The organism is Nonomuraea sp. NPDC003727, assembly GCF_053586935.1.
The window spans coordinates 1,066,163-1,085,342 of the sequence record NZ_JBSFNE010000001.1 but is presented as its reverse complement, the minus strand read 5'-3'; the positions used below and the strand labels follow the sequence as shown (position 1 = coordinate 1,085,342).

Sequence of the window (19,180 nt, the reverse complement as noted above, 5' to 3'; positions counted from 1 at the left end):
GGCCTCGGCCGACATCAACGCTTCGGCCATGGTCTTCACCATGGATCGCAACAAGTCTGGATCGCCGGTCTCGATCTGCTTGGCCAGCCACTGCTGGGGCGACACACTGTTGTCCGCGGCCATCGCGTGTTCTCCTTCGAATTTGATCTTCGCTAATCGAAGGATCACGCGATGGCCGTCGCCATTTCACGCCGCCACGCCTGTGACCAGGTCAAACTCGTACACCACTCCCATGGACGCAACCAACGGGAGCTGGTCACGACGCGGAGAACTCTTCGCCTTGGTCACGCGGTAGATACGGTCTGGTGACGTGTGCTCCCGCGAGACGGTGTTGCTGTATCCCGCTGCTGTACACAGCGCTCCGGCCGACGGCCTGCCTCGTCATCTGATGGCAAGCGGACCCGTACCGCAGGCCCGCCAGCCCCGAAGAACGGAAGCCGCGCGACAGCCAAAAGAGCACCGCATTAGGAGGGTGGCGCTCCTGTGGTCCGGTGTGCTGGGTGACCTTCGGGGATGCTGAGCATCGATAGAGCCATGCTTTGATCATCTCGCGTATGTCCCACACCTGGAGGTTATCGGGAGGGGCAGCCCTAGCTTTGTGCTGCAAGTGCAGCAGCCACTCGAAACGGGATATCTTCTTCGCCATGAGTGCCCAGTACGCATGGCCTGAACGCTTCCCTGCAAGACATCAGGTGACCAAAAGTTCTGATCACCCGGCGGTCAGTCCACTCGGCAATCTGTATCCCCCGGCTACCGAAGCAGAGGTTCGCGAGCTTGAAGAGCGGCTGGGTGTGGAGCTGCCCCCGAGTTACCGGCAGTTTCTCCTGTTCGCCAACGGATGGGGCAGCGACGATGACTGCTGCCTACTGCGGGTCGAAGAAGTCGGCTGGCTCCGTGATGCCGATCCCTCGATCGCCGAGAGCTGGTCAGCACCCAAGCGGGAGAACTCATGGAGCGTGCCCGACGAGCTCTACTTCGTCTACGGACTGGAACAGGACTCCATCCATTACAGAGGGGAGTATGTGCCCGACACCCTTCTGATCGGATATTGGGATGACGGAGTGGCTCTCCTCAATCCCCACATCCGCGCCGCTGACGGTGAATGGGAAGCCTGGTATCTCGCGCCGTGGAAACCCGGCGCTAACCGTTACAGGTCCTTCTGGGACCTCGCAATGGACGAGCTGCAAATGCGATACCCGAGTTGACATCCCTTCCGTCGTTCCGGCGTGACCTACGTTCACAACCTCGAATCCGGCCCTCACCACTGCGCCGACTACTATTCGGTCATCACCCAGAAAGAGTGCTCCTTGCCGACTCTGAAGCAACATATGCCGCTTCAAGGGCGCGGGACAGGAGAAGTCGGCCGAGCGCCTGATCGTCTCGGTTCCCAGGTCTACAAGCTCGTTGAGGTCATCGAGCAGCGATACCGTGCCCTGGTGCTGCTCGGCACGTTCGCAAGCCTGCGATAGGGCGAGTTGGCCGGCCTTCAACCACGTGATGTCAACCCTCGACGCCAGAACCGTCCGCGTGGAACGCCAGCTGATCCAGATCACCGGCAAGGGGCTGGTGTTCACGACCCAAGTCCGCAGCAGGCAAACGAACAGTCGCAATCCCCGAGCTGATCATCGATCAGCTTCGCGCCCACCTGAAGGACTTCGCCCAGGAGGGTGACGAAGGACTGGTGTTCGTCGGACCCGCCGACGGCCCGATTTGCAACAGCGACTTCAACCGCCGTGTCTGGCACACCGCACTCGAAGACGCGGGCCTACCGAAGATCCACTTTCACGACCTCCGGCACACCGGCAACAACCTTGCCGCCAACGCCGGCGCCTCGATCCGCGAGCTGATGACTGCATGGCCACTCCAGCACACGCGCCGCGATGATCTACCAGCACTCCACCGACGAACGCCAACGCGAGGTGGCACGCAAGCTCGACCGCCTCGCCAGAGGAGCTATGCACGGTCGATCAGCCTGGACTCGACCGTGTGACATCAACAGTGGACCCAGACGAAAGGGTTCTCTCGCTCGAATCTCAGGCAATAGCAGCGATGTCACCGTCATCGAAGTAGATCGACTGATGGAGCCGACCGCCGAGGGCGATGGCGTACCGGGCGAGAACATCCTGCCCAGAGATCTTTCCTTGCTCGATCTGTGAGATGCGCCCTTTGGTAACCCCCATGCGCTGCGCGATGTCCTGTTGGGTCAGCCCGCGACCGCGACGGATCTCGGCGAGCCGGTGTCCTTGCACCTTGGCGAGGAGTTCCTGCTTGCCCGCCTCCACGGCTTCCTCGCCACCGGCACGTTCAATGTGCTCGGCACGAATGTCCTTCCAACGCGCGTATCCCGTCATGATCTGCCCTCCTCCGCCTGACGTTCCTTCAGATAGGTCTCATAGCGCTGCTCAGCGAGCGGGATGGCCTGCCTATACCAGGCGTTCCATCGCCCTGCCTTGTCACCCGCGACCAGCAGGATGCTTGATCGCCACGGATCGAAAGCGAACAAGATGCGCACGGTACCCGGTCGGAGCTCCTTCAAGTTCTGAAGCCGTGACGCGGTGATCGTATCGACCAGCGGCCGTCCCAGACCTGGCCCTCCATCGGCGAGCGCGTCGATCGCTTGCACAACGCGCATGTGTGTCGCGTCGTCGAGTTGCTCGATCCATTCACGCACCTCATCGACGATGTAGACGTCCCATTCTTCGGCGGCCACACGGTGCAGTATAGCGAATGGTATACACCCATAGAGCGCAGAACCGGCCCGGGCGTGGTCGACCTCGAAGCCCAGACTGGATGCAGCCACTCTCGGTCAAGAACGGCCCTTGCCAACTCAAGACGGATATGCCATGTCTGCACGCAGGACCGCGCTCCTACCGACACCGCCACCCAGGAACGTCAGCGATAGGCGACGCACGATCTCAACAGGCTGGTGCGCGGTGCGCTCCCTGTCATCGGACAAGGGACCGAAATCGGCTCGAGGAAGATCACGACCCCAGCCTCGACCTGGGCTTTCTGTGGGTGGAGCCTAGGAGATTCGAACTCCTGACATCCTGCTGGCAAACGGGAGCCGGTCACCCTGCGGCGAGGCCTTAAGCCTGGTCAGGCGGCAGATGCGGGCTGGCGACGTGTGATCATGTAAGCCGGTATTGCTGTACCCCCTGCTGTACACAGCACCCCGGCCGGCGACCCACCCCGTCATCCCGAGGGCAAGGGGACCCGTACCGCAGGGCCGCCAGGCCCGAGGAACGGAAGCCCCGCGGCAGCATGACCATCCGTTTTCCGGCGGACCGACCAATGTCAGCAGCGACATGAGCTGCCGCCAGACACTCATGATGGCTGACCATATCGATAGTTATAGCTACAGCGGAATCAGGCAGGCTGGATTTTGGCATCGTCCCGCCGAGTCAGCGAACAATCGATACCGTGTCTGCTGCGATGGGTCTGCCTTACCTCGTGTGCAGCTCATTCATCACTCCGCCAATTCACGTTGAGTCAACAATCTTCCCCCTTTCATCTTAGTCGAACAAAAGAGCTATCCATGCAATTAGTGGACTGCGAGTTTCTCAATTGATGCATTCGAGATTCACCTCTGTGCGTTGCGCGTGTTGCCTTAGCATGCCAACGCTTTGGCTTGCGCGCCCGCATGCTTCATCAGGAGAGAGCTTCCCCTTCCTGATGCTTTGCAGGGTAACCTCAAATTTCTAGTTATCTCAAGTTCTCCGTAGTAACCAAACTATACATGTCTGAATAGTCCGATACGCGAATTTCACATCCATATGTTCTCGTGGGGGACAAATACGCCCCTTAACCTCGCCGCGAGGCCGATAGATAGGGCAACACCCCACCAAGCTTCCGACCCGAGCGTCGGACAAGAAGTTTGCCCAGTCGTGAGAGGCGTCGTAGGGCATGCTCACCCAGGAAGGACGATAAGCGCGTAGGCGGGGCGGGCCGCGACCGGCCGAAGAGCCGCAGCGCGGCCAGCGACCGCCTACGCGCGGCGGGTCGCCGCAGGCGGCACGCCCTTGAAGACGTAGAGAAAGTTCTCATCCGCAGCCCGCAAGCTTCGATGATCTTGACTAGTTAGGGCTGTTCCCGCTGGATCCGGCTCACCACGGGCTGGGCATCCTCCAAGACCGGGGTTCGGGGACGACGCCGCACAGATAGGTGGACTCCTCCAGTAGCTGCGGCGTCAGCGTGATCCCGGTGAGGCGCTCGGCCAGGAGGAACGCCGGCCCGTCGTGGAGGTTGGGGAAGGAGGAATGGACGGAATCGATCCGTCCCATGGTCTCCACGAGCTCGTCCGGCACCTCCTCCATGTAGCCCTCCTGGGCGACGAAGCAGAACCGGAGCTCGCCGTCCTCGATCCAGTAGAAGTAGTCGAGGGCCTTGATCGTCATGAGGTAGTGGGAGACGAGGCGGGTGCCCGCTGACAGCGGCATGATCACCCCTTCGGCGATGCCGTGCCAGTCGGGCTCGATGACGAACGCCCAGTCGCCGATGGTCGTCACGCCGATGAACGCTCCAGGTCCGGAAGAACCGGAGAAGGCGGCATCGCCCAATTCGTCGTACGTCATGGGCGTGAAGTCCTCCAGGCGGCCGCCGCGCCGGATCACCACTTGCTCGGGCGTCAGGCCGCGGACGTAGGTGAAGCACCAATTGTCCGCCGCTTCGGTGAGCCAGGCGTAGTCGTCAGGAGTCGCGATCATGACGCGATGCTCGCAGCACCGACCGACACAACGGGCGCCGGTAGTTCACCGACGAGGGGATTGCTGACTGTTTCCGATGTCTAGCCTGGTACTCCGGCCCGGCGAGCGAGGACCGGCGATCTATCTGTTCATGAGCCGTCGGCAGGGCTAACGATCGATCCCTTGCCAGGCTTGGTCGTGATCAATCCTTGCTCTCGCAGGGCCTCCATCGCCTTGCGAACGGTGACCCGGGCGACGTCGAACTCCTCCTGAAGCTTCACTTCGGAGATCAACGTCAGGGGCGGATAGGTGCCGTCCTTGATGCGCTCGGCGACAACCTTCGCTATCTGCTCCCACTTGTACAGCCTGGGGTCCCATCGATCACAAGACGACTCTAGGTATGCCCCCACCTGCGAACATAGAACAGGAATTCCTAGGAATGGGTTGACCTACTGTCGGAGCATGACCTCCGTGACCTACGACCTCGGTGTGATCCGCAACGCCTTCCCGGCCTGGTCGGTCTTCCGCAGCGACGCGGGCACCTTCTACGCGACTCGACGAGGCGAGATGCTCACAGATCAGCAGATCGACTCGGGTCTTCAGCGGACAGTCTGCGCCGACGACATGGAAGCCTTCGTCCGACTCCTCCAGGACCAAGAGAAGCTGCGGTAAGGCCGTGGGCGACCAGAGCGAACCCGGGGATGACCACCACACGCTCCACCTGGCACCGCTTCAGCGTGGGTATGAACGTCTGGTCTGGCAGCCGGCGGTCCCTCGCGTGGAGCGGGTGCGGATCAAAGAGCACACCTGCCCCAGCCACGAGCACACGCCGGAACGTCCCGTGATCCCCCTGAGCCAGGTGTTCGAGCTGGCCGACCGGATGGCCGACAAGCGCTTCCGCGCCATGATCCTTCTCGCCACCTTCGCGAGCCTGCGGTGGGGTGAGGTGACGGCGCTGCGACGACGGGACATCGACGTGAAGGCGCGAACGGTACGGGTCCGCGAACAGCTCCTCGAACTCGACGGCATCGGCATGCAGCTCGGTCCGGTGAAGGCCAAGGCGGGCCGCCGTACGGTCTCCATCCCGGCAGCGATCATCCCCGCTCTGGTGGACCACCTGGCCGCCCACGTCGGGCCTGAAGAGGATGCGTTCGTCTTCCTCGGCGCGAAGGGCGGCTTCCTGCGGGGCGGTAATTTCCGACGCGCGGCCAAGTGGGAAGAGGCGCTGAAGGAGATGGGTCTCACGGGGCTGCACTTCCATGACCTTCGGCACACGGGGAACACCCTCGCCGCACAGTCAGGCGCGAGCCTGGCCGACCTCAAGGCGCGGATGGGACACGACAGCGACCGGGCCGCGTTGATCTACCAGCACGCGACCAGGGACGCCGACCAGAGGATCGCTGACGCGCTCAGCGCTCGGGTTCGGGCTGAGCAGAAGAAGGCCGGGAAGCCCCGCAAGAGGAAGATCAACGACGGCTAATGGCCCGTTAATGGCCCGAACGCCCCGCACCATGATCGGTGTCGGGGCGTTTGTACTGGTGGAGCCTAGGAGATTCGAACTCCTGACATCCTGCTTGCAAAGACGTAAGCCGATCATGATTGGTCTGCGTCTTTGCTGCTGGGGCCACTGATCGCGTTCCCCCTGAGTCCCTGCTGCTCCCCCTTGATCACCGCTCCATCGGGCATGCAACGGGCACGGTGGCTGATTCGGCGGGTACGGCCGGGACACTTGACCAGCGAGGAGGAGCCTCCGAAGGGTATTGGCGTCTCCGGAACCACCTCATTGGCAGCCCGCGCCGGCCTCCATCGCGGCACCTATCAGCGGTGAGGAGCGTCAGGTTGCAGCGCGAACGCGCGCACCTCCCCGCCCGATCGTCCCGTGTGCCGTCGTCCCGCCCGCCAGGGGAGCGGGCCAGGGGCCAGGGGTGAAGGTGGAGCCCCCGACTGGAGGAACGACCTTCACCCCTGGCCCCTGGTCTGCTCGGCTTGTCCGGGACGACGGCGGGCGGGACGATCGGGCTCACCTCAGCTAGCTACGGCCTTCAGGATACGACCAATGATCATCCCGGAGCCGGAGTGCCCCCGCCGGAGGCATCTCGACTTCGCACTCGATGCCTTGCCCCACTCATCACATTCGGACAAATAGCAGATAAGGGAATTTAACGCCTCAGATTTATATTAGGTGGCCAAATTTCCATATTTAGGAAGTGCCTGGAAGAACTCTAGAAAATCTCTTAAGAACCACATATCCTTCGCTATGGCACGATCCAAAAGGGTCGTTCCAAACGGAGAGAAGCGAAGGGAGTCGACATGCCGGATATCGACCTCGGGGTGGCCACCGACTGGGATGAAGGTGACACTCACGGCCGAATCAAGCTGCGCCAGAACCAGATCTACCCGACCTCTCCGAAGAAGGACGTGCTCATAAGCTCACCGGTGAGCATCGAGCTTTCGGTGAACACAAACCTTTCCAGCTCTCAAGAGGCGGACAAGATTTACTTCACGACCCACCACGGGTCGCAGAAGAAGATCATCGCGATCCTGGACTCCAGTGGGAACCTCCACATCGCCGGCCAGGTGAAAACGGGCCAAACGAACATGACCTACGAAACAGGCATGTAGCGCCTCGTGGTGCGTGGGCACTGGTTCGTCGGCTGGCACAGCCCCGACCGGGTGACGGCCAGCACGGCCGATAGCGTCCGCCAGGACGACAAAATGCTCGCGGCCGGCAGCGACGCACCAGTGCCTGTGCGCGATATCCGATCGGGGTCGGCGGAGTTCCCATCGGCCCCGATCAGTAGAAGAAAATGACTACCTCTGCTCGGATAGGGCCCGCCGCCTCGAAGAGGTGTGTTGTGTCCATCGCAAGGTGTCGAGCAGTTGTTGACGCGGAAGGTGATTGCACTCCGAATGCTCATCCCCGCAAGATCTCGATGGATTTGCACCATCAGCGCCAAAGTCCATCGAAATGGTCAAGCTAATTGGGTGGCACACCCGCTTCTTTAGCCTTCTGAGAGAACTCCCGGGCTGCTCCTGCTGAAGTCGTCGAAATCGACGTCTCCGCTAGCCGCCGCTAGCCATTCGAAAGTTGTCGCTCAGCCCATCCGTTGCTATCTCGAAGGCGGCACAGTCGCATGCGGGAACGTTCATTGCGTTCACGCCTACCGTTAGCGCTTCGAAGCGATGTGCGGCCACGCTCGGCAGTGAGCTAATCACACCTGCGGTGAAGTCATGGGAACGCTTGCGTGCGCGGTCCGAGCCGCCGGCGGCCGGGACCGGCCCCCCAGGCCGCATGCCCGACCGCCGAGCGGGCGACGGGCCGCGAGGCGGCGCGGAGCGCCGCCCTTGATCCCAATGAGAACAATTCGGCAGTGATCCAACTCTCCACTCCGCGCGTCACAGAGACAGTGGTAGAACGCTGGGTGTGGAGGATCGTCGCGATCGACTGCGCGCATTGGGTGCGATGTTTCGGCAACTCCGCAAGAGCGCCGGGCTGACCGGTAAGGATCTTGCGGTGCTGGCGGGGGTGGCTCAGCCGACGATCTCTCGAATCGAGACTGGGCAACTGCTTCCCGTTCCGGAGACGGTAGAGCGCCTGACTGAGGCGTTGGCGCTGGATGAAGGCGCGCGTCGCCAGCTGGATGAGCTCCTGGAACGCCTACGTGACCAGGTATCCCGGCTGAAAGGTGGCCTGGCTGGTCGTGAGGCGGCGAATGCTGCCCGACTGCGGTCAGCTCGGCATGTCCGGGTGTTCCAGTCGGCCGTGATCCCCTCGCTGCTGCAGACGTCGGAGTATGCCCGTCTGGCGCTTTCCCTTGAGCGTGATGTTGACATGGGGGATGCAGCCAAGGCTGCGGCTGTTCGGGTGGAGGCACAGAGCCTGCTGTTCGAGTCCGGGCGACAGTTCTCGTTCGTGCTCACCGAGGGGGCGGTGCGGACCTGGCTCGGGTCGCCCGCCATGATGCGAGGACAGCTCGATCGCCTGGCGCAGGTTTCCACGCTGCCGCACGTCAGCCTCGGCATCGTGCCATGGACAGTGGAGACGCCGGCCCTCCCCCTGCATGGGTTCACGCTCCTGGACGGCGACGCCGGAACCATCGACAGCTTCACCGGCGACCTCCCTCTGACCGTTCCAGCAGCGATCGAGGCCCACTCTGACGCCTTCGACCTGTTCGCCGCTGTGGCGCTGTACGGCAATGCGCTGCGAGAACTCTTGCGGCAGATCAGTACCGACTACGAGGAACTCGAAACCCGCTTCCCCATCTGACGTATTTATGCGTCGAATGCCTTGAGTCTGTTCCACTGCTGCTCATACGCTGATCGCATGGATGTATAGCCCCCTAGACATCGGAGACGTCCCTGCCTTCCTGGCGCGTATCGCGCATGTTCCTCGGCTCCGCCATCTCAGTGCTCGAAGCTCGCCGCTTCGTCGCCGCCTTCCTCCCGACCTGGCCGAACCTGGATGACGCGATCCTCGTCGTGAGCGAGCTGGCGACCAATGCCGTACGGCACACCAACAGCGGCCGCCCCAGTGGCCGCTTCGTCGTCTCCCTCGAAATCGTCGACTCCACCCTCGGTCTGTCCGTACAGGATGAGGGTGGCCCTCGCACTCCGCGGCTGCTCCCGCTGTCCCCGACAGAGATGGGAGGGCGGGGACTGGCACTAGTCTCGGGCCTGTCCGTGAAGTGGGGTGTGGCCGGCGACGACCACGGCCGTACAGTCTGGGCCGTCCTGGAGGCATCACCCTTCGCCTTCGCGCGGTCCTGATGTGCTTCGCTCCACATCCGGCGCCGCTATGGCCGGACCACGAGAAGATTGACTGGGAAGAACCTCGCAAGGACGGACGGGTCCGCGTCGTCGAGTGGACCTGTGACTGTCGCAAGGTCGTCTACGAACTGCGCAGGTCGGGCGGTCTCTACTACCTCCATAGGGCGGTCCGAGGCGAGCGCCCGGCCGAGACTGGGCGAGTCATCTGGGTGGAAGCCCACAGGCTGTGGATATCCCTCTTGACCGGGCGAGCGCGTTGACGAGTGGCGTCCCCAAACGACGGTCAGCAATCCGCGCAGTAAGTCGAATTACCGGCGAAACGCTCAAATCCGTCTTGTCCAGGGGGATAGACGGCATTTCGTCTAGGGCCCTAGACTCGGCGGAGCACCACGGAAAGGGAACCACCGTGCCACCGAGTGACCTTGAGCGGATCGCCGCGATCGACGACCCGTACCTGCTGATCCGCCAGGCCACCGAGCGACTGAGCGCGGCGCAGCAGGAGGTCACCGAGTTGGCGCGGCTACGGCGCCGCGTGATCCAGGAACTGCATGCGCAGGGCATCTCCTATGCTCAGATCGCGCAGCAAGCCGGGCTGTCCCGGGGGCGGATTCATCAGATCAAGCACACAGGCCCCGCCCCCGAGGGCGCGTTCCTGGGCACCGGTACGGTCACCGTGGTCACTCCGCTCCGGCTCGACCCGGAGAAGAAGCGTCCCGTCCTGGCCCTCGACGACATGCGCTCGGGTCAGCGCCTGGAGGAACTGGCCAAGTCCTTCGGGCTGGCGGTCGAGACCGACAAGGTCACCATTGACGGCGTCATCGACCTCAACCGGCCGAACCTGATCGTCGTCTGTGGCCCCCGCATGTCCGAGGCGATGCACGCGGCCTACGACACCGACCCCGTCATTCGCTGGGAGCGCGACGAACTCGGCTGGCTGCTCCGGGACACGAGAACCGGCGCCGCCTACCGCACCGGCACCCAGCTCGACCCCGAGCAGCCCACCGACTCGGCGTACTTCGGCCGGCTGCCCCGCCCCGACGGCAACGGGACCTTCCTCGCGATCGCCGGCATCAGGACCAACGGCTCGCTCGGCGTCGTCGACCTGCTGACGTCCGAGATCGCGACCTTCTGGGGCCAGGTCGGCGACAAGCGGTTTTCCACCGTCGTCAGCGTCGAGTACGACCCCGAGACCGACGAGCCCGTCCGCACCGCCCTGGCCAGCCCCCTCTACCGACACGAGGACGACTGACGTGCGCCTGACCCTCGCGACCGAATCCGCCTACCCTGACCGTCCCAATGAGGACTTCATCGGCGCCACACCGAACGCCATAGTCCTTCTGGACGGGGCCGGCACCCCGGCCGATCTGGAGTCCGGGTGCTCGCACGGCGTGGCCTGGTTCTCCCACACGCTCGGCTCCACCCTGGTCGCGGGGATCACGCAGAACACGGGTCCGCTGACCGAGATCCTGGCCAGCGGGATCAAGGAAACCGCCGCGCAGCACGATACGTGCGACCTCGACCACCCTGGCACCCCTTCGGCGACCGTGGTGATGCTGCGCCGTACCGGGGCCACCCTGAACTGGTTGATCCTGGCCGACTCGGTTCTCGTCCTCGACGTCATCGGCGCCGAGCCGATGGTGATCTGCGATGAGCGGGAATCCATGGTCGGCAGGCAGTACCGCGCGCCGATGAACGCAACGCTCGGCGGGACTTCGGAGCATGCTGACGCACTCAGCGCCTATATGAGCGCCATGCGCGCACATCGCAACATCGACGGGGGCTTCTGGGTCGCCGCCACCAACCCGCATGCAGCCGAGCAGGCACTGACCGGCTCCGCGCCCGTCGACCAGATCCGCGCCGCAGCCGTTCTCAGCGACGGGGCATCGCGGCTTGTCGACCGCTTCCACCTAACCACCTGGCGACAGTGCCTTGACCTTCTTGAACACCACGGCCCTGAAGAACTCATCCGCCAGGTCCGCGCAGCCGAACGATCCGACCTGGACGCTGCCCGGTGGAAGCGCGGCAAGATCTTCGATGACGCCACCGCGGCCCACTGGCTGTTCGCCTAAGCACCGCGGCCAAGGCGTACCGGCTTCTCAAGGCCATCTTCACCACCGCCGTCGATGACCAGCTGATCAAACGCAACCCATGCCGCATCAAGGGCGCGGGACAGGAGAAGTCCGCCGAGCGCCGGGTCATCTCGGTCCCCAGGTCTACAAGCTCATCGAGGTCATCGAGCAGCGATACCGCGCCCTGGTGCTGCTCGGTACTTTCGCGAGCCTGCGATGGGGCGAGCTGGCCGGCCTTCAACGAAGAGACCTCGACCTCGACGCCGGAACCATCCGTGTGGAACGCCAGCTCATACAGATCACCGGCAAAGGGCTCGTGTTCACCGACCCCAAGTCCGCAGCAGGCAAACGAACGGTCGTAATCCCCGAGCTGATCCTGAAGGACTTCGCCCAGGAGGGTGACGAAGGACTGGTGTTCGTCGGACCCGACGACGCCCCGATTTGCAACAGCAACTTCAACCGCCGGGTCTGGCCCACCGCACTCGAAGACACGGGCCTACCGAAGATCCACTTTCACGACCTCCGGCACACCGGCAACAACCTCGCCGCCAACGCCGGCGCCTCGATCCGCGAGCTGATGACCCGCATGGGTCACTCCAGCACACGCGCCGCGATGATCTACCAGCACTCCACCGACGAACGGCAACGCGAGGTGGCACGCAAGCTCGATCACCTCGCCCGAGGAGCACTCAAGAAGCCATCGGGCACGTGACGGGCACGCCTCCCAAATTCCTCCCAGACACATAGAAGCCCAGGGCAGATGATCATGTCTGACCTGGGCTTTTTCACAGGTGAAGAGAGGTGGAGCCTAGGAGATTCGAACTCCTGACATCCTGCTTGCAAAGCAGGCGCTCTGCCAACTGAGCTAAGGCCCCTCAAAAGGGCCTGTTGACCTGCGGAAACGTCTGCATGGTCAAACTTGCCCCGGCTGTACACCGTACCAACACCATGGGCTTTCTCGCCACTCGGTTGCCGCGCGTCGTTCCTGGCCCGGCTGGGGGCAGTGGTCCGCTGACCGCTCCGAAATCCTTGCGTGGGCGATGGTCTGCCGGGGGCTCGTCGGCGCCGGCCGGGGGCGCCTCATCTAGTGGTGGACCCTCAGGGGAGGCCGGTCAGGGCGCACATCGAGGGGGCGTGGATCGACCGCCGTAGCTCATGTGTTCTAGTCTCCCGATCATGAAGCTTCGTCTGATCGCCGCCTTGTCCTGCGTCGCGGCCCTGGGGCTGAGCGGGACCGCGACGGCGGAGGCGTATCCCGTCAAGCAGAAGGTTCTCACCGAGAACGGACTGTACAGGATGGGCAAGCTGCCCAAGTCGACGTGCGAGGAGCAGCCGGTCGCGCGCGACGACCGTGCGGCGGCCAAGCGGTACATCGGCGGGGTCATGCAGTGCCTCGAGGCCACCTGGGAGCAGTACCTGTCGGAGAACGGCGTGCGGTTCGAGGGTGCCCGCCTCAAGTTCGTCAGCAGCGGCTACTGCGACATCAACCCCAAGTGGGACTCCGACAGTGTCTACTGCCACGACGCCCGCGCGGTTGTCTTCAAGCTCGGCCGGTCCTGGCTCGACGATCCGTCCGACCTGTGGCTGCTGCACAACACGGCCACGATCTACGCCCACCACGTGCAGCGGCTCGTCGACATCGTCTACAGCGTGGACGGCCAGGCCTTCTACGACAGCCAGACCGAGCGCGCCGAGCGGGTGCGCCGCTACAACCTGCAGGCCGCCTGCTTGTCGGGCGCGTTCGTCAAGAGCGTCTGGCCCCTTGAGGGAAGGTCCTCGCGCGACTGGAAGTATCTCCTGTCGATCGTGCAGGGTGACGCCCCCGGGCATCGGAGGCTGTACGGCAAGACCGCCAACGTTCGCCTGTGGGTCGGGCGCGGTTTCGCCACCGGGGATCCTGGCTCGTGCAACACCTGGACGGCGCCTGCGGCCGAGGTCGCGTAGAGGACGGGCTGCTCGGCCGCCGGACGCTGCGGCCGAGGTCGCGTAGCGGGCTGCTGGACCGCCGGACCCGTATGGTCGCCCTGGTCCGGAGGCCGAACGGATGCGGGGCCGAGACGGCCGGGGGTCAGTGGCCCCGGCCGTCCGCCACGAGGCGAAAGGGCTACCGGAGGAACACCCTGATCGGGTCGAGCACCAGAGCCGGCTGCAGCGGTAGCGGCTGCGGCTGCTCGAGCTGGGTGGTCCGCTGGTCGGCCGGGAGGCTCTCCCGCTCCCTGCAGGAGAACCCGAGGATCGCCCCCGGGTAGCCGCCCGCGTACCCCGACACCATTCGGCCCGCCGGGATCCTGCACACGTAGGTGACGTTCTCCTGGCTGTCGTTCGGGACGATCCTGAACGCGGTCGTGATCTCCCCGAAGGTGGGTGCTCCGTTCATGGACTCGCAGTACACCGCCATGACGGCGGCGGCCCCGTCCCTCTTCTGGATGTCGAAGCACCCGTAGGTGGGCAGCGGGGCGGCGTGGGCCGGGACGGCGAACAGGCTGGCACTGCTGGCGGCCAGCACGACAAGTGCGTGCGCAAGACGCATGGGTACCTCTCACAGGTGTATCCGTCGTGATCATGCATGATCACGAGACGCGACATACCCGATTACGGAGAGTGACTAACGTCAGGTCTGCGCGACGGCCACCGCGGGCGGGTCGTACTCGCCGCCGAGGAGTAGTTCGGGGAACTCCGCCAGCGAGTGGAGGATGTGGGTCGCGCCGCCTTTGAGCAGGCGGTCGCGGCTGTGGACGCCCGTCATGAGCCCGGCGACCACCGAGGCGCCGGCGCGCCGTCCGGCCAGCATGTCGTTCTCGGAGTCGCCGACGACGGCGACGTGGCGTACGTCCTCGACGCCCAGCCGGAGCACCGCGTGGAGCACCATGTCGGGCCAGGGCCTGCCGCGGCCCGCGTCTTCGGGGCTGATGGCGAGGTCGATCTTGTCGTGCCAGCCGAGCACGCTCAGCACCCTGCTCAGGGTGGTACGGCTGAAGCCGGTGATCAGCGCGGTCCGGAGGCCCGAGCCGCGGATCTTGTCGAGCGCCTCCACGACTCCGGGCACGGGAAGGAGACCTGCCCGCTCGATGGCGCCCTCGTAGGAACGCTCGAACGTCAGGTTGGCGGCCTGCGCCTGGGCCTCGTTGCCAGGGAAGATCCCGCGGAAGACATCGATCTTGGGGCAACCGCGGGACCGGTGCACGTGGACCATGGCCCGTGCGTACGCACCGGTCCCTGGGACGATGCCCTGGGTGGCGATCGCCTCGGCGAATGCTCGTTCGACCGTGGCGATGTCGCCGATCGTGGTGCCGGCGAGGTCGAGACAGACCAGCGTGATGGGGCCGGACTCGGTCATACCCTCGTCGCCACGATCGTCAGTTCTCGCTGCCGGTCGCCTCGGTCCAGAGATCGAGCTCGGCCCGGTCGGCCTGCACCTTACGCCAGATGAGCAGCCCCCCGAGGGCGAGCAGCGCCAGAACGAGCAGCTTCTTCACGGTGTGACCCCACTTCTTCGACGGTCTCACCTTGCCGGGGTGAGACAACGCCCGGTTGCAACGGTTGCACAGCAGCCTAGCAAGGCTTGGCTCTGCTCCCCCGGGTGCGGACCTATCCAGTTCTACCCAATCTTCCGATACGACGGCGCCAACGGCGACGCGGATCCGCGGCGCGTCCCATTATGGACACGTCTTGCATACCTGGCCGGGGTACGTGAGAAGGGTCCAGGGACACGCCTCACCGAGCGCACGAGCCTCACACGCAAACCGAAACCGAAGCCGCGCACGTCCACCTCGACGCCAGAAAAACCAGCCTCGCCGGAATACCCTAGGGGGGTACGGTGTTATGCTGAGTGAACAGGGGAGGCGAGAACCATGGCTGGATACACCGGCAACAAGGACGACCACCTCCGGCGCCTGCGCCGGATCGAAGGCCAGGCCAGGGGCCTGCAGCGGATGGTCGAGGACGACAAGTACTGCATCGACATCCTCACCCAGGTGTCGGCCACCACGAGCGCGCTCCAGTCCTTCGCCCTCTCCCTCCTGGAAGAGCACCTCGCCCATTGTGTCGCCGAGGCCACCCTGAAGGGCGGCCCGGAGGCGCAGGCGAAGGTCAAGGAAGCCTCCGACGCCATCGCCCGGCTCGTCCGTTCGTAACCGAGTTCACCACACGAAGCACATCGACAGGGAGATATCAGATGAGCACCGCCACCTACACCGTCAAGGGAATGACCTGCGGCCACTGCGTGAGCTCCGTGAAGGAGGAGGTCGGCGAGGTCCAGGGCGTGACCGGTGTCGAGGTGGACCTGTCGACGGGCCTGCTGACCGTGGAGAGCGCCGCCCCCCTCGACAAGGACCAGATCGTCGCCGCCGTCGAGGCGGCCGGATACGAAGTGGCCCATCAGTGATGAACACTCCCGCCAAGCTGGGCGCCTACGCTCTGGGCCTCGCCGTCGTCTTCGGCGCGGCCCTGGGCGTGGGCAGCGCGGTCGGCCAGGTGGGCGCGCCGCCCCAGGCGAGCGCCCACGCCGAGGCCGCAGGCCACACCGGGGCGAGCACCGGGACCACCGGTCACGCCGCGACGGAAGGCCACGCCGAGACCGCCGGCACCACCGAGGCCGCGGGTCACGACGAAGCCGCAGGCCACACAGAAGAAGCTGGTCACACCGAGAGCGCCGGGAAGGACACGGCGCCCGAGGACATCCCCGGGGGGCTCCAAGTGTCCGAGAACGGCTACACGCTCACGCCCGCGACCACCACGCTGGAGCCGGGCAAGCCTGCCGACTTCAGCTTCACCGTCACGGGCCCCGACGGCAAGCCGGTGACCGGCTTCGAGGTCCAGCACGAGAAGAAGGTCCACTTCATCGTCGTCTCCCGCGACCTGAACAGCTTCCAGCACCTCCACCCCGAGGAGGGCGCCGACGGCGTGTGGACGGTCAAGCTGAACCTGCCTGAGGCGGGCGTCTACCGCGCCTACGCCGACATCCTGCCCGCGGGCGGGAGCGCGATGACGCTCGGCGTCGACCTGTTCGCCGGCGGCGACTTCGCGCCGAAGCAGCTTCCCGCGGTCAGCCGTACCGCCGAGGTCGACGGATACACCGTGACGCTCACCGGAGACGTGGTGCCGGGACAGACCACCAAGCTGACGCTGGCGGTCGCCAAGGACGGCAAGCCGGTCACCGACGTGCAGCCCTACCTGGGCGCGCTCGGCCACCTGGTGGCGCTGCGCGCGGGCGATCTCGCCTACCTCCACGTGCACCCGGAGGAGAACAGCCTCACCTTCTACACCGAGGTGCCCAGCAGGGGCGACTATCGTCTGTTCCTCGACTTCAAGCACCAGGACAAGGTCCGCACCGCCGCGTTCACCGTGAAGGCCGACGCGGCCGCCCCGAGCGGGACACCCACCACCACCGCGCCCCACGGGCACGGCCACTAGACGCAGCCGAAAGGAGAAGGTGATGGCCACCGAGACAGCCGTCGAACTCTCGATCGGCGGCATGACCTGCGCCTCCTGCGCCAACAGGATCGAGCGCAAGCTCAACAAGATGGACGGCGTGACCGCGACGGTCAACTACGCGACGGAGAAGGCGAAGGTCACCGTCCCCGAAGGGCTGGACCCGCAGCTGCTGGTCGCGGAGGTGGAGAAGGCGGGCTACACCGCCGAGCTGCCCCGCCCGCGGGCCGAGGAGCGGCCCCAGGAGGAGGCGGAGGAGGACGAGCTCAGGCCGCTGCGCAACCGGCTGGTCACCGCGCTCGTGCTCAGCGTCCCGGTGATCGCGATGGCGATGGTGCCGCCGCTGCAGTTCACCAACTGGCAGTGGCTGTCGCTGACGCTGGCCGCGCCGGTGGTGGTGTACGCGGGCTGGCCGTTCCACAAGGCCGCGTGGACCAACCTGCGGCACGGCGCGGCGACCATGGACACGCTGGTGTCCATCGGCACGCTGGCCGCCTTCGCCTGGTCGCTGTGGGCGCTGTTCTTCGGGACGGCCGGCATCCCCGGCATGACCCACCCGTTCGAGTTCACGATCGCGCGCAGCGACGGCTCGGGCAACATCTACCTCGAGGCCGCGGCCGGGGTGACGGCGTTCATCCTGGCGGGCCGCTACTTCGAGGCCAGGTCCAAGCGCAAGGCGGGCGCCGCGCTGCGGGCGCTGCTGGAGCTGGGCGCCAAGGACGTCGAGCTGGTCGACGGGCGCAGGATCCCAGCCGACCAGCTCAAGGTCGGCGACCGGTTCGTCGTGCGGCCGGGCGAGAAGATCGCCACGGACGGCGTGATCGAGGAGGGCTCGAGCGCGGTCGACGCCTCGATGCTGACCGGCGAGTCCGTCCCGGTGGAGGTGCGTCCCGGTGACCGGGTCGTCGGCGCGACGGTCAACGCGGGCGGCCGGCTGGTCGTCAGGGCCGAGAGGGTCGGCGCCGACACCCAGCTGGCCCAGATGGCCAAGCTGGTCGAGGACGCGCAGACCGGCAAGGCGGAGGTCCAGCGGCTGGCCGACCGGATCTCGGGCATCTTCGTCCCCATCGTGATCGCGCTGGCGGTCGGCACGCTCGGCTTCTGGCTGGGCACCGGCGGCGGCGCGGGCGCGGCCTTCACCGCCGCGGTCGCGGTGCTGATCATCGCCTGCCCGTGCGCGCTGGGTCTGGCCACGCCGACGGCGCTGCTGGTCGGCACCGGCAGGGGCGCGCAGCTCGGCATCCTGATCAAGGGGCCGGAGGTGCTGGAGTCGACCAGGAAGATCGACACGGTCGTCCTGGACAAGACCGGCACGGTCACCGAGGGCAGGATGACGCTGACCGCGGTCCACGTGGCCGAGGGCGAGGACCGCGAGGAGGTGCTGCGCCTGGCGGGCGCGCTGGAGCACGCCTCGGAGCACCCGATCGCGCAGGCCGTGGCCAGGGCGGCCCGGTCGCAGGCCACGGTGGAGGACTTCGCCAACATCGAGGGGCTGGGCGTACAGGGCATCGTCGACGGCCACGCCGTGCTGGTCGGCCGGCCGAGGCTGCTGGCCGAGTGGTCGCAGCACCTGCCGGCCGAGCTGTCCGAGGCGGTGGAGCGGGAGCAGGAGGCGGGCCGTACCGCGGTGGCGGTCGGCTGGGACGGCAAGGCGCGCGCGGTCCTCGTGGTGGCCGACGTCGTCAAGCCGACCTCCGCCGAGGCGATCGCGCAGCTGCGCGCGCTGGGCCTGACCCCGGTGCTGCTCACCGGCGACAACGAGGCGGTCGCCAGGACCGTCGCCGCCGAGGTCGGCATCGACGAGGTCATCGCCGACGTCCTGCCGGCCGACAAGGTCGACGTCGTCAAGCGGCTGCAGGCCGAGGGGCGGTCGGTGGCCATGGTGGGCGACGGCGTCAACGACGCGGCCGCACTGGCCCAGGCCGACCTCGGTCTGGCGATGGGCACCGGCACGGACGCGGCGATCGAGGCCTCCGACCTCACCCTGGTGAGAGGCGACCTGCGGGTGGCCGCCGACGCCATCAGGCTGTCACGCCGGACGCTCGCCACCATCAAGGGCAACCTGTTCTGGGCCTTCGCCTACAACGTGGCCGCGCTCCCGCTGGCGGCGCTCGGAATGCTCAACCCGATGATCGCCGGTGCCGCGATGGCGTTCTCCAGCGTCTTCGTCGTCACCAACAGCCTGCGCCTTCGCGGCTTCAAGTAGTCCCCAGCGGACGGCCGGCGCCATCG

The 19,180-nt window shown here is 65.6% G+C and carries 21 protein-coding genes, 1 tRNA gene and 1 pseudogene; 15 read left to right on the top strand and 8 right to left on the bottom strand.

Going from position 1 to position 19,180, the window contains the following annotated elements:
- The first annotated feature begins 644 nt into the window (after positions 1–644).
- A complete protein-coding gene (locus ACWDLG_RS05275) occupies positions 645–1,205 on the top strand; it encodes an SMI1/KNR4 family protein (protein WP_449916153.1) in 561 nt (186 codons plus the stop codon).
- A 401-nt stretch (positions 1,206–1,606) separates the two neighbouring features.
- A pseudogene (locus tag ACWDLG_RS05270) lies at positions 1,607–1,990 on the top strand (tyrosine-type recombinase/integrase); the annotation flags it as partial.
- Positions 1,991–2,033: 43 nt separating this feature from the next.
- Here the strand turns inward: ACWDLG_RS05270 and ACWDLG_RS05265 are convergent.
- The 4 genes from ACWDLG_RS05265 to ACWDLG_RS05250 all read right to left on the bottom strand — a co-directional run bounded on the left by ACWDLG_RS05265 (position 2,034) and on the right by ACWDLG_RS05250 (position 5,092).
- The gene (locus ACWDLG_RS05265) at positions 2,034–2,351 is read right to left on the bottom strand and encodes a helix-turn-helix domain-containing protein (protein ID WP_449916150.1); all 318 of its coding nucleotides are present in this window, start codon (positions 2,349–2,351) and stop codon (positions 2,034–2,036) included.
- A complete protein-coding gene (locus tag ACWDLG_RS05260; RefSeq protein ID WP_449916149.1) occupies positions 2,348–2,710 on the bottom strand; it encodes a type II toxin-antitoxin system RelE/ParE family toxin in 363 nt (120 codons plus the stop codon). The genes ACWDLG_RS05265 and ACWDLG_RS05260 overlap by 4 nt, the downstream gene beginning before the upstream one ends.
- 1,393 nt (positions 2,711–4,103) lie before the next feature.
- Positions 4,104–4,703, bottom strand: a complete 600-nt coding sequence (locus ACWDLG_RS05255; protein ID WP_449916147.1) for a DUF6461 domain-containing protein — start codon at positions 4,701–4,703, stop codon at positions 4,104–4,106.
- Positions 4,704–4,831: 128 nt separating this feature from the next.
- The gene (locus ACWDLG_RS05250) at positions 4,832–5,092 is read right to left on the bottom strand and encodes a GntR family transcriptional regulator (RefSeq protein ID WP_449916145.1); all 261 of its coding nucleotides are present in this window, start codon (positions 5,090–5,092) and stop codon (positions 4,832–4,834) included.
- Between the two features lie 61 nt (positions 5,093–5,153).
- Between ACWDLG_RS05250 and ACWDLG_RS05245 the strand changes: the two genes are divergently transcribed.
- From ACWDLG_RS05245 to ACWDLG_RS05210, 8 genes are all read left to right on the top strand, one after another.
- Positions 5,154–5,354: a hypothetical protein gene (locus ACWDLG_RS05245; protein WP_449916143.1), complete on the top strand. Its 201-nt coding sequence runs from the start codon at positions 5,154–5,156 to the stop codon at positions 5,352–5,354.
- Between the two features lie 115 nt (positions 5,355–5,469).
- Positions 5,470–6,162, top strand: coding sequence for a tyrosine-type recombinase/integrase (locus tag ACWDLG_RS05240; protein ID WP_449916141.1), 693 nt, complete (start codon positions 5,470–5,472; stop codon positions 6,160–6,162).
- A gap of 830 nt (positions 6,163–6,992) precedes the next feature.
- A complete protein-coding gene (locus tag ACWDLG_RS05235) occupies positions 6,993–7,304 on the top strand; it encodes a DUF6342 family protein (RefSeq protein WP_354916853.1) in 312 nt (103 codons plus the stop codon).
- An 802-nt stretch (positions 7,305–8,106) separates the two neighbouring features.
- Positions 8,107–8,949 carry a helix-turn-helix domain-containing protein gene (locus ACWDLG_RS05230; protein ID WP_449916138.1) on the top strand — a complete coding sequence of 281 codons (843 nt, stop codon included), beginning with the start codon at positions 8,107–8,109 and terminating at the stop codon, positions 8,947–8,949.
- Positions 8,950–9,065: 116 nt separating this feature from the next.
- Positions 9,066–9,449, top strand: a complete 384-nt coding sequence (locus ACWDLG_RS05225; RefSeq protein WP_449916135.1) for an ATP-binding protein — start codon at positions 9,066–9,068, stop codon at positions 9,447–9,449.
- A gap of 406 nt (positions 9,450–9,855) precedes the next feature.
- Positions 9,856–10,698: a sigma-70 RNA polymerase sigma factor region 4 domain-containing protein gene (locus tag ACWDLG_RS05220; RefSeq protein ID WP_354916844.1), complete on the top strand. Its 843-nt coding sequence runs from the start codon at positions 9,856–9,858 to the stop codon at positions 10,696–10,698.
- 1 nt (position 10,699) lies between these two features.
- Positions 10,700–11,518: an integrase gene (locus tag ACWDLG_RS05215; protein WP_449916132.1), complete on the top strand. Its 819-nt coding sequence runs from the start codon at positions 10,700–10,702 to the stop codon at positions 11,516–11,518.
- 79 nt (positions 11,519–11,597) lie between these two features.
- The gene (locus ACWDLG_RS05210) at positions 11,598–12,230 is read left to right on the top strand and encodes a site-specific integrase (protein WP_449916129.1); all 633 of its coding nucleotides are present in this window, start codon (positions 11,598–11,600) and stop codon (positions 12,228–12,230) included.
- Between the two features lie 90 nt (positions 12,231–12,320).
- Here ACWDLG_RS05210 and ACWDLG_RS05205 read toward each other — a convergent pair.
- A tRNA-Ala gene (locus ACWDLG_RS05205) sits at positions 12,321–12,393 on the bottom strand.
- Between the two features lie 301 nt (positions 12,394–12,694).
- Here ACWDLG_RS05205 and ACWDLG_RS05200 point away from each other — a divergent pair.
- The gene (locus tag ACWDLG_RS05200; protein WP_449916127.1) at positions 12,695–13,462 is read left to right on the top strand and encodes a hypothetical protein; all 768 of its coding nucleotides are present in this window, start codon (positions 12,695–12,697) and stop codon (positions 13,460–13,462) included.
- 160 nt (positions 13,463–13,622) lie between these two features.
- Here the strand turns inward: ACWDLG_RS05200 and ACWDLG_RS05195 are convergent, their stop codons facing one another.
- From ACWDLG_RS05195 to ACWDLG_RS05185, 3 genes are all read right to left on the bottom strand, one after another.
- Complete coding sequence (locus ACWDLG_RS05195) at positions 13,623–14,048, bottom strand: hypothetical protein (protein ID WP_449916124.1); 426 nt, start codon at positions 14,046–14,048, stop codon at positions 13,623–13,625.
- 81 nt (positions 14,049–14,129) lie between these two features.
- The gene (locus ACWDLG_RS05190) at positions 14,130–14,855 is read right to left on the bottom strand and encodes an HAD-IA family hydrolase (RefSeq protein ID WP_449916122.1); all 726 of its coding nucleotides are present in this window, start codon (positions 14,853–14,855) and stop codon (positions 14,130–14,132) included.
- Between the two features lie 19 nt (positions 14,856–14,874).
- Positions 14,875–14,994 carry a DLW-39 family protein gene (locus tag ACWDLG_RS05185; RefSeq protein ID WP_240506072.1) on the bottom strand — a complete coding sequence of 40 codons (120 nt, stop codon included), beginning with the start codon at positions 14,992–14,994 and terminating at the stop codon, positions 14,875–14,877.
- Positions 14,995–15,369: 375 nt separating this feature from the next.
- Here ACWDLG_RS05185 and ACWDLG_RS05180 point away from each other — a divergent pair, with 375 nt between their 5' ends.
- From ACWDLG_RS05180 to ACWDLG_RS05165, 4 genes are read left to right on the top strand one after another with little or no spacing between them, the layout of a single operon-like run.
- Entirely contained in the window at positions 15,370–15,651 is a 282-nt protein-coding gene (locus ACWDLG_RS05180; RefSeq protein ID WP_449916119.1) for a metal-sensitive transcriptional regulator, read from the top strand.
- A gap of 41 nt (positions 15,652–15,692) precedes the next feature.
- Positions 15,693–15,902: a heavy-metal-associated domain-containing protein gene (locus ACWDLG_RS05175; protein WP_354916806.1), complete on the top strand. Its 210-nt coding sequence runs from the start codon at positions 15,693–15,695 to the stop codon at positions 15,900–15,902.
- Entirely contained in the window at positions 15,902–16,930 is a 1,029-nt protein-coding gene (locus ACWDLG_RS05170) for a hypothetical protein (protein ID WP_449916117.1), read from the top strand. Before ACWDLG_RS05175 ends, ACWDLG_RS05170 begins: the two co-directional genes overlap by 1 nt.
- Before the next feature lie 22 nt (positions 16,931–16,952).
- The gene (locus ACWDLG_RS05165) at positions 16,953–19,154 is read left to right on the top strand and encodes a heavy metal translocating P-type ATPase (protein ID WP_449916114.1); all 2,202 of its coding nucleotides are present in this window, start codon (positions 16,953–16,955) and stop codon (positions 19,152–19,154) included.
- Positions 19,155–19,180 lie beyond the last annotated feature (26 nt).